We start from the raw sequence: 15,721 nt of genomic DNA on the forward strand, positions 1-15,721 counted from the left end.
TGGTCCGCGTCATGACGTGCAGCCTCCTCCTTCGCTGCCGCAGCGAGGTCTGAGCCCACCCGGGCACTCCGGACCCCCTCGCTGCGGTGTGAGAGCGTGCGCCGGCCCCGCACCGACCCGAGCGAGGACCCCATGACCATTCCCCAGCAGCAGTCCAGCGGTATGCCGTTCCAGCGCTACCGCCCGTTCCCCCCGATCGACCTGCCCGACCGCACCTGGCCGAGCCGGACGATCACGCAGGCGCCTCGGTGGCTCTCCACCGACCTGCGCGACGGCAACCAGGCGCTGATCGACCCGATGTCGCCCGCGCGCAAGATGAAGATGTTCGACCTCCTGGTGCGCATGGGCTACAAGGAGATCGAGGTCGGCTTCCCGTCGGCCAGCGAGACCGACTTCAGCTTCGTACGTCAGCTCATCGAGGGCGACCACATCCCCGACGACGTGACGATCTCGGTGCTGACCCAGGCGCGCGAGGACCTCATCGAGCGCAGCGTCCAGTCGCTGATCGGGGTGCCGCGGGCCAACATCCACCTCTACAACGCGCTCGCGCCGCTGTTCCGCCGGGTGGTGTTCCGCGCCAGCAAGGACGAGGTCAAGGACATCGCGGTGCGCGGCACCCAGCTGGTGATGAAGCACGTCGAGAGCAACCTCGACACCACGGTGATCGGCTACGAGTACAGCCCGGAGATCTTCACCAGCACCGAGCTGCCGTTCTCGGCCGAGGTGTGCGAGGCGGTCTCGGACGTCTGGCAGCCCGATGACGGCCGCGAGATCATCCTCAACCTGCCCGCGACCATCGAGGTCGCGACGCCCAACGTCTACGCCGACCAGATCGAGTGGTTCTCCCGGCAGCTGACCCGCCGCGAGAACACCGTGATCTCGCTGCACCCCCACAACGACCGCGGGACGGCTGTCGCCGCCACCGAGCTGGCCGTGATGGCCGGCGCCGACCGGGTCGAGGGCTGCCTGTTCGGGCACGGCGAGCGCACCGGCAACGTCGACCTCGTGACGCTGGCGCTGAACCTGTTCAGCCAGGGCGTGGACCCCCAGGTGGACCTCTCCGACATCGACGAGATCCGGCGCACGGTCGAGTACTGCACCCAGCTGCCGGTCCACCCGCGGCACCCGTACGCCGGCGACCTGGTCTACACGGCGTTCTCCGGGTCCCACCAGGACGCGATCAAGAAGGGCCTGGAGGATCTCGACCGGCAGGCGGCCGAGCAGGACGTGCCCGTGGGGCAGCTGCCCTGGGACGCGCCGTACCTGCCGATCGACCCGAAGGACGTCGGCCGCACCTACGAGGCCGTGATCCGGGTCAACAGCCAGTCCGGCAAGGGCGGCGTCGCCTACATCCTCAAGGCCGAGCACAAGCTCGACCTGCCGCGCCGCGCCCAGATCGAGTTCAGCCGGGTCGTCCAGGAGCGCACCGACGCCGAGGGCGGCGAGCTCACCGCGGACGAGATCTGGAACATCTTCCGGGCCGAGTACCTCGACCGCACCACGCCGCTGAAGCTCAACTCCGTCCACACCTCCTCCGCAGCGGGTGAGAAGGACGCGCTCGACGTCAACGTCTACGTCGACGGCGAGATCACCTCGCTCCACGGTGAGGGCAACGGTCCGATCGCGGCGTTCGTCAACGCGATCAACGAGCTGCCCCACGAGTGGGACGTGCGCGTCCTCGACTACGCCGAGCACGCGCTCTCCGCTGGAGGCGACGCGCTCGCCGCGGCGTACGTCGAGTGCCTCGTGCGCGACCAGGTCTACTGGGGCGTCGGCGTGGACGCGAACATCCTCACCGCCTCCCTCAAGGCCGTGACCAGCGCCGTCAACCGCGTCTCGCGCGTCGACTCCGCCGTCAGTCCGCCCGCGGGTCAGCACGAGGGTTGATCGTCCGACGCCGACGCCGACGCCGACGATGTGGTGCGGTCGGCGCTTGGCGCGCTGGCCGCTACCTGGCGAGCGGTAGGCGCACGGTGAAGGTGGTTCCTTCCAGGTGGGCGGACTCGACGTCGATCCGCCCACCGTGGGCGGCGACCGTCGCGGCCACGATCGAGAGGCCCAGGCCGGTGCCCTGGATCGCGTGCACCTTCGCGGTCGAGGACCGGAAGAAGCGCTGGAACAGCCCGGGCTGCTCCTCGACCGGGATGCCCAGGCCGGTGTCGGTGACCGAGAGCCAGGCCTCGTCGTCCTGGCGGCTGACCCGGCACGCGATGCGGCCGCCGTCCTCGGTGAACTTGACCGCGTTGCCGAGCAGGTTGATCAGCACCCGCTCGAGCTGGATCCGGTCGCCGAGCACCAGGACCGGCCCGGGGTCCGCGGTCAGTGACAGCCGGAGGTCGCGCCCGGCGAGCTGGGGCCGGATCGCCTCCTCGGCGGTGTCCAGCAGCGTCGTCAGGTCGAGGGTGTCGTGCTGCCAGGAGGTCACGCCCGAGTCGAGCCCGCTGAGCGTGAGCAGGTCGTCGCACAGCAGGATCAGCCGCTGGCCGTTGCGGGCGATGCTCTCCAGCATCGGGCGCTGCTCGGGCGCCGGGTCGACGACCGTGCCGTCCTCGAGCAGCTCGGTGTAGCCCACGATGCTGGCCACCGGGGTGCGCAGCTCGTGGCTCACGGTCGAGACGAACTCGCTCTTGGCCACGTCGAGCTGACGCAGCCGCTCGACCGCCAACCGCTCCTTCTCCAGCGCCGCGACGAGCATCTCCTGGCTGGCCCGTGCCTCGGTGACGTCGCGACCGACGCACAGGTAGCCGACCCGCGCGGCGAACGTGTCGGCGGCGACGCTGAGCGACATCGAGACGGTATGGCGACGTCCGTCGGCGCCGATCCAGACCCAGTCCAGCGTCGGCGTCGCGACGCCGCTGTCGATGCCCTCGACCAGGCGCGCGAAGGCATCCTCACCGGTCGCGCCGGACAGGCGCTCGGCGAGCTGCTCGGGATCGAAGAGGTCTACGAACGGCGTCCCGACCGTGTCCTGGCCGTCGTAGCCGAGCAGGTTGACGGCGCCCGGGTTGAAGACCGTGATCCGGCCGGCCGTGTCCATCCCGATGAGGGCCGTGCTGATCGCGGCCTCGAGGAGGTGCCGGTTCAGCCCGGCGGCCATCCGCTCCACCGTGAGGTCGGTGCCGGTCAGCACGACGTGGGTGGGCCGGTTGCGGTCGTCGTGGACGTACCCGGTGTTCCACTGGATCCGCCGGCGCTGTCCGGAGCGGGTCACCACGTCGGTCTCCCGGCCGACCTGGCCGTCGATGGCGTCCGGGAGCCCGGCCGGGTAGCCGTCGGACCCGGGCGGCGCGAACGGGAGGTCCCAGACCTCGACCCCGACCAGCTCGTGCTCGTCGAAGCCCGTGAGCGTGGTCGTCGCGCCGTTGACGCGGAGGACGACGCCCATCAGGTCCGTCACGAGGATCATCGCCGCGGTCGTGTCGAGGGTCGCGCTGGTCAGCTTCTCGGCCGCCTCCAGCCGGCGGCGTGCGTCGTACTCCGCGGTGACGTCCTGCAGCTGGGCGGAGAACGTCGCCTCAGGACCGGTGGTGAGCAGCGAGATCGCGACGTTGACCCGGGCGCCGCGGCGGTCCCGGAGCCCGGTCTGCGCGCGCCACCCGTCCAGGTTGCCCGCGAGCATCCGCGCGGCGACGAGATCCAGCGGCTCGGCGGTGTCGAGCACGTCGGCGAGCCCGCGGCCCACCGGCGACCCGGCGCGGCCGATGATCCGCGCCGCCGCCTCGTTGACGTCGACGATCTCGAGGGGCGTGTCCTCGCTGCGCAGCAGGACCATGCCGATCAGCGACTCGGTGAAGTTGCGCCGGAAGAGCCGCTCACGGGAGGTCAGCCGCTCGAGCAGCCGTCGGCGCTGGCCGACGGCGATCACGAGTGGGAGGGACAGCAGTGCCGTGCACACGAGGTAGAGCTGCGAGAGGGATCCCATCGTCCGGGCGTCGATCTCGCCGGTGCGGTAGTGGGCTCCGAACGGCCCGTACCCGTGGGCGGTCAGGAAGGTGATGACGACGGCGAACCCGACGAGCTCCCAGGCCGTGAGGAGCAGGTCGAAGCGCAACGCGGCCCACACGATGACCGGGAGCGGAAGGAAGGACAGGGAGAGGGACTGGTTCGGGGAGAACACCGTGAGCGTGATCGTGGCCAGGACGACCACCTGGAGGGGTACCTCCCAGCGGCGGGTGGAGCGGATCGCCGGCCGGGCCATCGCGAGCGGCACGATCACCAGGGTGGCCGCGGCGTGCGAGGCGCCGAGCGAGAGCCAGATCCGCCCGAACGAGCCGCCCTCGAACAGGTGCACCCCGGCGGTTCCGATCGTCGCCATCGTGAGTCCCCCGAGCAGGGCTGCGGCCGCGAGCCGGAGGAAGTCGTCGAGCGAGTCCAGGCGCGGCAGCCGGCCCCTTCCGTGCCACAGCACCGCGCTCGCCACCAGCGCGTCCGACGTGTTCGCCACCCCGAAGGCCGCCGAGACGTCGAGGGGCCGGCCCGCGGTGAGGTTCGCTGCGCCGCTCACGACGCAGATCCCCAGCGCCAGCACCCACCAGCGGCGCCGCGGGCTCGCGGCGACGAGCACGGCCGCGAGCCCTGCGGCGGGCCACCAGGTCGCGACGGGGTCGTCCTGGGGGGCGAACGCCACCGCGCCGACACCCGCGACGTAGACGCCCGCCAGCAGGCCCACGGCCGCGGGCCAGCCGAGTTGCCCGCGACGAGACGACGACATGGCCGCAGTCTCATCCACGCGCCCGCCGAGTGCACGCTCCCACGCGGCGGACGGGGTCCGGCGCTCGGCGGGTGGCCTATCTTGGGCCCATGCTGGTGTCGGAGCGGATCGGGCAGCTCTTCGTGGAGACCGAGGCCGGCCGCGACCGCCTCGAGTACACCGAGTACGGCTCCGGGGACGCCTGGGTGCTGCTGCTGCCCGGGGAGCTGATGCCGCGCCGGATGCAGCAGCCGCTGGCCCGGGTGCTGGCCGCCGACGGTCTGCACGTGCTCACGCTCGACCCGCTCGGCCACGGCCGGTCCGACCGCCCGGCCGACCCGCACGCGTACTCCGTGACGGCGTTCGCCGAGCAGGCGGTCGCGCTCCTCGACCACCTGGGCGTCGCCCAGGCGGTGGTCGGCGGCACCGGGCTCGGCGCGAACGTGGCGCTCGAGACCGCGGCGATCGCGCCCGCGAGGGTACGCGGCCTGATCATCGAGGCGCCGATGCTCGACAACGGCGTGGAGGCGGGGATCCTCGCCTTCGGCCCGTTGCTGCTCGCGGCTCGCTTCCTGCCCCTCTCGGTGCGGGTCCTGCGCAGGCTGACCCGGCCGGTGCCGCGGGGGATCGTGCCGTTCTGGGCCGGCATCGCGCTCGACACCTGCGACCAGCGCCCCGGAGCGCTGGCCGCGCTGCTGCACGGGCTGTTCTTCGGCCGCGCGGCCCCCTCGGCACGGGAGCGGCGAGCGATCCCCGTGCCGGCCCTCGTGGTCGGCCACCCGGGCGACCCGATGCACCCGCTGGCCGACGCCCGGATGCTCGCCGAGGAGCTGCCGCGGGGGACCTTCGTGAAGGCCCGCTCGGTCCTCGAGTGGCGGCTCACCCCCGAGCGCCTGGACCGGGCCGCGATCGGCCTGGCCACCGGGTGCTGGAAGACACCCCGCCGACGCCGCCGCTCCGGGGCCTGAATCGCGACGTCCGCACGGCACAATGGGTGGGTGCTCTACCGCGACGAGGCGATCGTGCTCCGCACCCACAAGCTGGGTGAGGCCGACCGGATCGTCACGCTCCTCACCCGGCAGCGCGGCCGGGTCCGCGCGGTCGCCAAGGGGGTGCGCCGCACCACCTCGCGCTTCGGCTCGAGGCTCGAGCCGTTCACCCACGTCGACCTGCAGCTGGCCGAGGGCCGCAGCCTCGACACGATCACCCAGGCGGAGACGTTGACCCCGTTCTCCAAGGGGCTGGGGCTCGACTACGACCGCTACACCGCCGGCACCGTGATGCTCGAGACCGCCGACCGGCTGGTGGCCGAGGAGCGGGAGCCGTCGGTCCAGCAGTTCCTGCTCCTGGTCGGGGGGCTGCGGGCGATGGTCGCGGGGGAGCACGCCCCCGGGCAGGTGCTCGACTCCTACCTGCTGCGCTCGCTGGCGGTGGCCGGCTACGCCCCGTCCTTCGAGCACTGCGCGCGCTGCGGCACGCTGCCGGCCGAGGGTGGCCACCGCTGGTTCAACCCGTCGATGGGCGGGATGCTCTGCTCGACCTGCCGGGTCCCGGGCTCCGCCTCGCCCGCCCCGGAGACGGTTGCGCTGCTCGGCGCCCTGCTCGCCGGAGACTGGGCGGCGGTCGACCCCGCCGGGGCCCGGCACCTCAAGGAGGCCAGCACCCTGGTCGCCGCCTACCTGGCCTGGCACCTGGAGCGCGGCCTGAAGTCGATGGCGTACGTCGAGCGCTGACCCGGCGGCCCCCCGGCCTCAGGTTCAGCAGCCCCTTGCCGATCCTTCCCGCGACGATGGACGGGAGGTGACCTGTGCGTGCTTGGGGCTCACGATGCCGATGGGTGGTCCGGCACCTGTGCTGGAACGGTGGCGAGCCGGATCCGCGCGTGCTCCAATCGTCCTTCACGCTGATCCTGGGCATCGCCCTCGGGTTCCGCATCGCCGCCGAGGGACCGGTGGCCCTGGCGTCCTGGCCGGTCGCCGGCGTCGCGATGTCGTCGCTCGGCAGCGTGGTCGTGCTGATGGCGCCCGCCGCCCGCGTCGAGGTGCTGGCCCGGGTCCTGGCCGTGGTCCACATCGCCGCGCTCGGCATGCTCGCCCACGGCCCCGAGGTCGGGATCTCCTCCGGGTTGGTGGTGTTCCCCTCGATCTGGCTCGGTCTCGAGCTCGGGCAGCGGGGCGTGGCCCTGGCAACGGGAGCGACCGTGGCCTTCGTCGCGGTGCCCGGCCTGCTGTCGCGGGGCGTCGACCTGGTCAACGTGGAGTGGCTGCTCCTCCTGACCGTCCTGGCCGGCTTCAGCGCCTTCGCCACCAATGCCGCCCTGGCCGCGGCGCGCACCGCCCAGGCCCGGGCCGAGGCCCGTGAGGCGGAGCTCGCCGTCGCCCTCGAGGTGATCGAGCGGAACCGTCGGTCGGCGCACGCCGTGTTCGAGGCCGTCGACGTCGGCCTCGCGCTGCTCGACCGCGAGGGCAGGCCCACCCTGGTCAACCAGCGGTTCACCGGCTTCTCCGACCTCGCCTTCCCCGTCGCCGACCCCGCCGCAGGCGTGGTGTTCGACGAGTCCGGGACCGCGCAGCTGCCGAGCGAGCAGGTGCCGACCTCGCGCGCTCGGCGCGGCGAGGAGTTCGACGACGTCCGCGTCTGGGTCGGCCGGGACGACGGGGCTCGGCGCGCGCTGTCGATGTCGGCCCGACGGGTCGAGGCCGCCGATGGGCGGGTCGTCGGCGCCGCGCTCTCGTGCACCGACGTCACCGACCTGATGCGCGCCCTGAAGGTCAAGGAGGACTTCGTCGCCCTGGTCTCGCACGAGCTCCGGACGCCGCTGACCTCGATCGTGGGGTACGTCGCCGTGGCCCTCGAGCGCACCGACCTCGACCCGGTGCTGCACAAGCAGCTCGATGCGGTCGCCCGCAACGGCCAGCGGCTCGAGCGGCTGGTCCAGGACCTGCTCGACGAGGTGCAGCACTCAGCAGGGCCGATTCCCCTGCGGGAGCAGGACACCGACCTCGCGGTGATCGTCCGCGAGTGCGTCGCCGGCGCCCGACCGCAGGCCAGCCGGGTCGGCGTACAGCTCGACGCCGAGGTCCCCGAGCAGATCGCCTTCACCGGCGATCCCCAGCGGCTCGCCCAGGTGGTCGACAACCTGGTGTCCAACGCGATCAAGTACACCGAGCCGGGAGGAAGTGCCCGGGTGCTCGCGACCGTCGACGACGGGTGCGTGCGGATCACGATCAAGGACACCGGGATCGGGATCGAGCCGGCGGACCAGGCCCGGATGTTCAGCCGGTTCGTCCGCGGCGCGGAGGCGAACCGGCGAGCGATCCAGGGCATCGGGCTCGGCCTGTCCATCGCCAAGTCGATCGTGGAGAGCCACGGCGGGCAGATCGAGGTCGACAGCGCGCCCGGCTGCGGAAGCGAGTTCCGGGTGGTCCTGCCGCTGCACGCCGCCCAACTGGCCTCCTGAGGGCCGTACCCAACTAGGCTCACCGCCGTGAAACGTGCCGTGCGCCAGCCCACGCCGCACCCCACGGGGGCGCGGCCCCCGGCGATCCCGCGGGAGCTGGTGCCCCGGCACGTCGCCATCGTCATGGACGGCAACGGCCGGTGGGCCAAGGAGCGCGGGCTGCCGCGGACCAGGGGCCACGAGCGGGGCGAGCACTCGCTGTTCGACGTGGTCGAGGGCGCCATCGAGATCGGGGTCAAGGCGATCTCGGCGTACGCCTTCTCCACCGAGAACTGGTCGCGCTCGCCCGACGAGGTGCGGTTCCTGATGGGGTTCAACCGCGACGTGATCCGCCGCCGCCGGGACGAGATGCACGAGCTGGGGGTCCGGGTCCGCTGGGCCGGGCGGGCGCCACGGCTGTGGAGATCGGTGATCCGCGAGCTGCAGGTCGCCGAGGAGCTGACCCGGCGCAACGACGTGCTCACGTTGACGATGTGCGTCAACTACGGGGGGCGCGCCGAGCTCGCCGACACCGCGCGCAGCATCGCGCGTGAGGTGGCCGCCGGCCGGCTGGACCCGGAGAAGGTCGACGAGAGGACCTTCGCGCGCCACCTGTACGTGCCCGAGGTCTCCGACGCCGACCTGGTCTGGCGGACCTCCGGCGAGCAGCGACTCTCCAACTTCATGCTGTGGCAGGCGGCGTACTCCGAGCTGGTCTTCACCGACGTGCTCTGGCCCGACGTCGACCGGCGCCACCTCTGGCACGCGATCGAGCTCTACGCGAGCCGGGACCGGCGGTACGGCGGCGCCGCGCCCAACCCGGTGCCCACCGACCAGCCCACCGACCAGCCGACCGGCCACCCGCCGGTCGAGGACTGAGGCCGGGTCATGGGCCGGGTCGCCGAGAGGCTCGCCGGGCTGCATCGCCGCCTGCTGTTCGCCGACGACCCGGACCCGGTGCTCGTCCAGGCCGTCTTCGCCGTGTTGTTCCTCGCCGACATCCTGCTGCGCGCGGCGGGCGGGTCGCCCCTGGCACTCGGGTCCTGGCCGATGGCCGGCCTGGTGCTGGTCGCTCTCGCCACGGCCGCGGCCCTCGTCGTCCCCTGGCAGCGCGCGGCGCCGTGGACGATCGGGATCCTGCCGGTCGTCGACATCCTCGCCCTCGGGCTGTCGCGGATGGACCCGGGTGGCGGTGCGACCGGCACGCTCGCGGTCGTCCCGGCGCTCTGGCTCGGGCGCCAGTACGGACCGCGTGGCGCGGTCGTCGTGTTCCTCGCGACCGCGCTGCTGCTCGTCACCCCGGGCCTGGCCTACCTCGGCGTGTCGGGCGCCAACCTCACGCGCACCGTGCTGATCCCGCTGGTCGCCACCTGGGCCGCCCTGGCGATCTCCTACGCGCTGGAGCGGGTGCGGGCGGGCACGGAGGTGATCGAGCACCAGCGCCGGGTCTCCCAGGCGATCTTCGACGCCGTCGACGTCGGGCTCGTGCTGCTGGACCACACCGGGGCCTACCAGGGCGTCAACCGGCGGCAGACGGACTTCATCGGGCTGGCCTTCCCCGACGGGCACTCCGGCAGGGCCGGCCAGCTCGGAGCCGTGTACGACGCGGAGGGGACCCGCGAGCTGACCCGCGAGGAGCTGCCGACCTACCGCGCCAGCCGGGGCGAGGAGTTCACGGACGTGCGGATCTGGGTGGGCCGTGACCCACTGACCCGGCGGGCGCTCTCGGTCTCAGCGCACCGGGTGGAGGACGACGCCGGGAACCTCGCCGGCGCGGCGCTCGGCTACAAGGACGTCACCGACTACATGCGGGCGCTTCGGGTCAAGGACGAGTTCGTCGCCTCGGTGTCCCACGAGCTGCGCACCCCGCTGACCTCCATCGTCGGCTACGCGCAGCTGCTGCTCGAACGCGACGACCTGCCGCCCGACGTCGTCGCCCAGCTCGAGGTGATGGCCCGCAACAGCGGCCGGCTGCACCGGCTGGTCGCCGACCTGCTGCACAGTGCTCGCCTCGACGAGGGCGCGACGGCGGTCGCCCGGGCGCCGGTCGACCTGGCGGCGGTGGTGCGGGACGGCGTCGAGGCGGCCGGCCCGGCCGCACGGCGCGCGGGCGTCGATCTCGCCGCTGAGGCGCCGCCGACCCTGGTGCTGATGGCCGACCGCGAGCGGCTCGAGCAGGTGGTCGACAACCTCCTCTCGAACGCCGTGAAGTACACCCACGCCGGCGGCTGCGTGCGGGTGAGCCTGGCCGTCGACGCCGACCGTGCCGAGCTGTGCGTCGCCGACACCGGCATCGGCATCGCCGCCGCCGACCGGGACCGCCTGTTCACCCGCTTCTTCCGCACCCGGGAGGCCGAGGAGCGCTCGATCCAGGGCGTCGGCCTCGGCCTGAGCATCACCAAGGCGATCGTCGAGAGCCACGGCGGCCGGATCGAGGTCGAGAGCGAGCTCGGCACCGGCAGCGCCTTCCGGGTCCGGCTGCCCCTGGGCTGATCGCTCGGCCCCGGCTCAGCGGCGATGGGGGCTCAGCCGCAGCGAGCGCAGGTGCCGAAGATCTCCAGGGTGTGGCTGACATCGGCGTACCCGTGCTCGGCGGCGATCGCGCGGGTCCACCGCTCCACCGCAGGACCCTCCACCTCGACCGTCGCGCCGCAGGAGCGGCAGACCAGGTGGTGGTGGTGGGCCTCCGAGCAGCGCCGGTAGATCGCCTCGCCGTCCTCGGTGCGCAGCACGTCGACGTCGCCGGTGTCCGCCAGCCGCTGCAGGGTGCGGTACACCGTGGCGAGGCCGACCGTCTCGCCGCGACGGCCGAGCAGCTCGTGGATCTCCTGGGCCGAGCGGAAGTCGCTGAACGAGTCGAGCGCCTCGGTGACGGCGCGGCGCTGTCGGGTCGGGCGCAGGGGCGGGGTCGCCCCGTCCTCAGTGCTCGTCATAGTGCCTCCCGTGCGGCGCGTGCCGGTGACCGTCGTGGACGTAGTCGACGTGGTCGCCGTGCGGGACCGCGACGTGACCGCAGTCCGCGCCGTGCTCGTGCGGGTGCTCGCCCTCCTCGACGACCTGGTGCGCGCCGGCCGAGACCACCGGGAACGGGCGGTGCAACCGCTGCCGCGAGCGCAGCCAGATGCCGACCGGCCAGGAGACCGTGAAGCAGGCCAGGGCGAGCAGCACGATCGCCGGCCCGGGGGCGACCGTGGTGCCGTCGGGGGCGGCGGCGGAGATCAGCAGCCCCCCGACGGCGGCCACGGTCCCGAGCACCATCGCCGCGACGAGGGTGCCGCGGAACGAGCGGGTGAGCTGCTGGGCGGTCGCGACCGGGACCACCATCAGCGCGGAGACCAGCAGCAGGCCGACGGTCCGCATCGCCACGCTGACGCTGACCGCGGCGAGCACCGCGACCAGCACGTTGTAGACCCGGATGTTGAGCCCTGCGACCCGCGCGAACTCCTGGTCCTGCGCCACCGCGAACAGCTGGGGCGCCAGACCGAGACCCAGCAGGACGACGACGCCGGCGAGCGCCATCGTCACGAGCACGTCGGTCACCGACATCGTGGTGATGGACCCGAACAGGTAGGTCTGCAGCCGGGCCCCGCTCTGGCCGGCGAGGCCCGTGATGAGGACGCCGCCGGCGAGGCCGCCGTAGAACAGCAGCGCGAGCGCCACGTCGCCGTTGGCGTGCCCGCGCTCGCGGATCACCTCGATCAGGATCGCGCCGAGCACCGAGACCAGCACCGCCGTCCAGACCGGGGAGATCCCGGTGAGCAGGCCGAGCGCGACACCGGTGACCGCGACGTGCCCGACGCCGTCGCCCATGAGCGAGAGCCGGCGCTGGACGAGGTAGGTGCCGACCACGGGGGCGGCCAGCCCGGTGAACAGCGCCGCGATCAGGGCCCGCTGCATGAACGGGAGGCCCAGCAGGTGGAGGTAGTCGTTCACCGGTCCTCCTCGGCGGGGCGGTCGAGCGGAGACGCGACGTGCGGCGCGTGGTCGTGACGCGCCACGGTCTCGTGGTCGTGGTGGTGTCCGGGGTCGAGGTCGTCGACGTGGGCCAGCGCCACGCGTGCGGAGAGCTCCGGCTCGTGCGCCTGGTCGTGGGTCAGCGGCGGGCCGTCGTAGGTGATCCGGCCGTCGCGCATCACCACCGCCCGGTCCACCAGGGTCGCCATCGGCCCGAGCTCGTGGGCCACCAGCACCACGGTCGCGCCGCGCCCGGACAGGGTCGCGAGGCTGTCGGCGAGCACGTGCTGGTTGGGCAGGTCGACGCCCGCAGTCGGCTCGTCGAGGAAGAACAGCTCGGGCTCCCCGGCCAGCGCGCGGGCGATCAGCACCCGCTGCTGCTGGCCGCCGGAGAGCGTCGAGACGCCGTCGCCGGCCCGGTCGGCCAGGCCGACGACCTCCAGGGCGTCGGTGATCGCGGCGCGGTCGCGCCGGCCCAGCCTGCGGAACAGCGGGCGGTGGGTCAGCCGCCCGGACGCGACCACCTCCCACACCGAGGCCGGCACGCCGGAGGCGGCACTGCCACGCTGCGGGACGTAGCCGACCCGGCGCCAGTCGTGGAAGTCGTCGTACGGCGTGCCGAACAGCCGCAGGCTCCCGGCGGCGAGGGGGTGCAGCCCGGTGAGCGCGCGCACCAGCGTCGACTTGCCCGACCCGTTCGCGCCCATCAGCGCCAGGAACTCCCCGGCGGGGACGGTGAGGTCGATGCCGCGCAGGATCGGGCGGCCCGCGATGGCGACGGCGCCGCCGCTGAGCTCGACGACGGGCCCGGTGGACCCCGGTGCGGCGCTCAACAGTCGTTCGCCTTCTCGAGGGCGGCGAGGTTGGCGCTCATGAGGGAAAGGTAGTCCTCGTCGGCGGTGCGGTCGGTCAGCCCCTCGAGCGGGTCCAGCACGTCGCTCGCGGCGCCGGTCTCCCGGGCGAGGGCCTCGGCCGCCTTGGCGCTGACGATCGACTCGGAGAAGACGGTGGTGACGCCGTCCTCGCGGATCAGGTCCTGCAGCCGGGCCAGGTCGGCCGGGGTCGGCTCGGCCTCGGGGGAGAGGCCGAGGATCGCCTCCATCTCGACGCCGTAGCGCTGCAGGTAGCCGAACGCGTCGTGGCTGACGACCACAGTGGTGCGGGCACAGCTCGCGAGGCCGGCGGCGTACTCCCGGTCGAGCCCCTCGAGGTCCCCGCGCAGGTCGGCGGCGTTCGCGCGGTAGTCCTCGGCGTGGTCCGGATCGGCCTCCGCGAGGCGGTCCGCGACGGCGTCGGCGACATCGGCCAGCAGCAGCGGATCCAGCCAGAAGTGCGGGTCGGTCTCGGGGGAGTCGACGCCGTGCTCGCGGAACGGCACCAGGTCGACGACGTCGGCCGCGTCCAGGACGTCGCCGGTCGCGTTCTCGTCGACCGCGGCGTCGACCGCCGGCTGGAAGCCGCGCTCGTAGAGGACGAGCCCGGCCTCGGCGATCTCGGCGGTCACCGCGACCGACGGCTCCAGGTCGTGCGGCTCGCCGCCCGGCGCGGTGAGGTTGGTGACGTCCACGTGGTCGCCGCCGACCCGATCCGCGACGAACGCGAGCGGGTAGAACGCCGCCGCGACCCGGACCTCGTCGGCCCCCCGACCAGTAGCGGGGGCGTGGTCGCTGCCGCCGTCGTTGAACGCGGCGCACCCGGTGAGGGCGAGCAAGACGGCAGGGGTCACGGCGACGAGTCTCTTCATGAGAACGATTCTCAATCAAAGTGAGAATCGTTGTCAACTCGGCGTCACCTACGCCTGCGATTCCCGACGGGTCGACTAGATTCGAGCGGTGCTGGTCGTCAACAGGTTCCGCGTTCCGCTGTCCGACGGGGAGGCCTGGCGCGCCGACCTCGAGACCGCGCACCGCACGCTGGCCGCCTGCGCGGGCTACGCCGGGGGCGAGATCGGCCGCAACGTCGACGACCCGGAGCTGTGGGTGCTGACCACCCGCTGGGCCAACGTGGGCAGCTACCGGCGGGCGCTCTCGACGTACGACGTGAAGCTGCACGCGGTCGCGATCCTGAGCCGCGCCGTGGACGAGCCGTCCGCCTACGAGCTCGCCGAGCCGGGCACCACCCTCAATGTCGCCTCGACCCGGTCGCTAGGCTGAGTCCTTCCGACCACCCTCTGACCGGCAGCCAGCCGGCCAAGACATCAGGAGCGCCACCGTGGCCAAGCCCCCGCCGTCCACCGTCGACCACGTCGTCTCCCTCGCCAAGCGGAGGGGCTTCGTCTACCCGTGCGGCGAGATCTACGGCGGCACCCGCTCCGCCTGGGACTACGGACCGCTCGGCGTGGAGCTCAAGGAGAACATCAAGCGCCAGTGGTGGCGCGCCATGGTCACCATGCGTGACGACATGGTCGGCCTCGACTCCAGCATCATCCTGCCGCGGCAGGTGTGGGAGGCCAGCGGCCACGTCGACACGTTCATGGACCCGCTCACGGAGTGCCAGTCGTGCCACAAGCGGTTCCGCGCCGACCACCTCCAGGAGGAGGTCGCGGAGAAGAAGGGGCGCCAGGGCGAGGAGATCGACCCCGACGACGTCGACCTCAAGACCGTCGCGTGCCCCAACTGCGGCACCCGCGGCGCGTGGACCGAGCCGCGCCAGTTCTCCGGCCTGCTCAAGACCCACCTCGGCGTCATCGAGAACGAGGAGGGCCTGCACTACCTGCGGCCCGAGACCGCCCAGGGCATCTTCATCAACTTCGCGAACGTCGTGACCTCGAGCCGGCAGAAGCCGCCGTTCGGCATCGCTCAGATCGGCAAGAGCTTCCGCAACGAGATCACCCCCGGCAACTTCATCTTCCGGACCCGCGAGTTCGAGCAGATGGAGATGGAGTTCTTCGTCAAGCCGGGCGAGGACAAGGAGTGGCACCAGTACTGGATCGACGAGCGCACCCGCTGGTACGTCGACCTCGGCATCGACGCCGACAACCTGCGCCACTTCGAGCACCCGCAGGAGAAGCTCAGCCACTACTCCACGCGGACCGTCGACATCGAGTACCGGTTCCGGTTCGCGGGCTCGGAGTGGGGCGAGCTCGAGGGCATCGCCAACCGCACCGACTTCGACCTGAGCACCCACTCCAAGCACTCCGGCCAGGACCTGTCCTACTTCGACCAGGCCAACAACGAGCGCTACGTCCCCTACGTCATCGAGCCGGCCGCCGGCCTGTCGCGCAGCCTGATGACGTTCCTGGTCGACGCCTACCAGGAGGACGAGGCGCCGAACACCAAGGGCGGCGTCGACAAGCGCACCGTGCTGCGCCTCGATCCTCGGCTCGCGCCGGTCAAGGTCGCGGTGCTGCCGCTCTCGCGCAACGCGGACCTCTCGCCGAAGGCCAAGGACCTGGCGATGGAGCTGCGCCGGGCCGGGTGGCACGTCGACTTCGACGACTCGGGCGCGATCGGCCGGCGCTACCGCCGCCAGGACGAGATCGGTACGCCGTACTGCGTCACCGTCGACTTCGAGACCCTCGACGACCACGCGGTCACGGTCCGCGAGCGGGACAGCATGCAGCAGGAGCGGGTCGGCCTGGATCGGATCAGCGGGTACTTCGCCGAGCGTCTCCTCGGCTGCTGACGACCCGGCATGCA

General features: G+C 72.6%; 13 protein-coding genes. 8 read left to right on the forward strand and 5 right to left on the reverse strand.

Features of this window, described 5'->3' with window-relative positions; genetic code table 11:
* The first annotated feature begins 132 nt into the window (after window positions 1-132).
* A complete protein-coding gene (gene leuA / locus QMC84_RS08185; RefSeq protein ID WP_300373697.1) occupies window positions 133-1,887 on the forward strand; it encodes a 2-isopropylmalate synthase in 1,755 nt (584 codons plus the stop codon).
* A 61-nt stretch (window positions 1,888-1,948) separates the two neighbouring features.
* Here the strand turns inward: leuA and QMC84_RS08190 are convergent, their stop codons facing one another.
* Window positions 1,949-4,711, reverse strand: a complete 2,763-nt coding sequence (locus tag QMC84_RS08190) for an ATP-binding protein (RefSeq protein ID WP_300373698.1) — start codon at window positions 4,709-4,711, stop codon at window positions 1,949-1,951.
* A gap of 89 nt (window positions 4,712-4,800) precedes the next feature.
* Between QMC84_RS08190 and QMC84_RS08195 the strand changes: the two genes are divergently transcribed.
* The 5 genes from QMC84_RS08195 to QMC84_RS08215 all read left to right on the forward strand — a co-directional run bounded on the left by QMC84_RS08195 (window position 4,801) and on the right by QMC84_RS08215 (window position 10,622).
* Window positions 4,801-5,658 carry an alpha/beta fold hydrolase gene (locus QMC84_RS08195; RefSeq protein WP_300373700.1) on the forward strand — a complete coding sequence of 286 codons (858 nt, stop codon included), beginning with the start codon at window positions 4,801-4,803 and terminating at the stop codon, window positions 5,656-5,658.
* A gap of 30 nt (window positions 5,659-5,688) precedes the next feature.
* Window positions 5,689-6,423, forward strand: a complete 735-nt coding sequence (gene recO / locus QMC84_RS08200; protein WP_300373702.1) for a DNA repair protein RecO — start codon at window positions 5,689-5,691, stop codon at window positions 6,421-6,423.
* A gap of 149 nt (window positions 6,424-6,572) precedes the next feature.
* Window positions 6,573-8,150, forward strand: a complete 1,578-nt coding sequence (locus QMC84_RS08205) for a PAS domain-containing sensor histidine kinase (protein ID WP_300373704.1) — start codon at window positions 6,573-6,575, stop codon at window positions 8,148-8,150.
* 27 nt (window positions 8,151-8,177) lie between these two features.
* Window positions 8,178-9,008: an isoprenyl transferase gene (locus tag QMC84_RS08210; protein ID WP_300373706.1), complete on the forward strand. Its 831-nt coding sequence runs from the start codon at window positions 8,178-8,180 to the stop codon at window positions 9,006-9,008.
* Between the two features lie 9 nt (window positions 9,009-9,017).
* The gene (locus tag QMC84_RS08215) at window positions 9,018-10,622 is read left to right on the forward strand and encodes an ATP-binding protein (protein WP_300373708.1); all 1,605 of its coding nucleotides are present in this window, start codon (window positions 9,018-9,020) and stop codon (window positions 10,620-10,622) included.
* Between the two features lie 32 nt (window positions 10,623-10,654).
* Here the strand turns inward: QMC84_RS08215 and QMC84_RS08220 are convergent, their stop codons facing one another.
* The 4 genes from QMC84_RS08220 to QMC84_RS08235 are packed head-to-tail and all read right to left on the reverse strand — an operon-like array spanning window position 10,655 to window position 13,827.
* Window positions 10,655-11,062: a Fur family transcriptional regulator gene (locus tag QMC84_RS08220; RefSeq protein ID WP_300373710.1), complete on the reverse strand. Its 408-nt coding sequence runs from the start codon at window positions 11,060-11,062 to the stop codon at window positions 10,655-10,657.
* Entirely contained in the window at window positions 11,049-12,062 is a 1,014-nt protein-coding gene (locus QMC84_RS08225; RefSeq protein ID WP_300373712.1) for a metal ABC transporter permease, read from the reverse strand. The genes QMC84_RS08220 and QMC84_RS08225 overlap by 14 nt, the downstream gene beginning before the upstream one ends.
* Window positions 12,059-12,916: a metal ABC transporter ATP-binding protein gene (locus tag QMC84_RS08230; RefSeq protein WP_300373714.1), complete on the reverse strand. Its 858-nt coding sequence runs from the start codon at window positions 12,914-12,916 to the stop codon at window positions 12,059-12,061. Before QMC84_RS08230 ends, QMC84_RS08225 begins: the two co-directional genes overlap by 4 nt.
* Window positions 12,913-13,827, reverse strand: coding sequence for a metal ABC transporter substrate-binding protein (locus QMC84_RS08235; protein WP_300373716.1), 915 nt, complete (start codon window positions 13,825-13,827; stop codon window positions 12,913-12,915). Before QMC84_RS08235 ends, QMC84_RS08230 begins: the two co-directional genes overlap by 4 nt.
* An 88-nt stretch (window positions 13,828-13,915) precedes the next feature.
* Between QMC84_RS08235 and QMC84_RS08240 the strand changes: the two genes are divergently transcribed.
* Both QMC84_RS08240 and QMC84_RS08245 read left to right on the forward strand, forming a co-directional pair.
* Entirely contained in the window at window positions 13,916-14,236 is a 321-nt protein-coding gene (locus QMC84_RS08240; RefSeq protein WP_300373718.1) for an antibiotic biosynthesis monooxygenase, read from the forward strand.
* A gap of 58 nt (window positions 14,237-14,294) precedes the next feature.
* On the forward strand, window positions 14,295-15,707 hold the full coding sequence (locus QMC84_RS08245) for a glycine--tRNA ligase (protein ID WP_300373720.1): 1,413 nt from the start codon (window positions 14,295-14,297) through the stop codon (window positions 15,705-15,707).
* The last annotated feature ends 14 nt before the right edge of the window (window positions 15,708-15,721 follow it).

This window comes from Nocardioides sp., assembly GCF_030019515.1.
In the GTDB taxonomy this organism is placed as follows: Bacteria; Actinomycetota; Actinomycetes; order Propionibacteriales; family Nocardioidaceae; genus Nocardioides.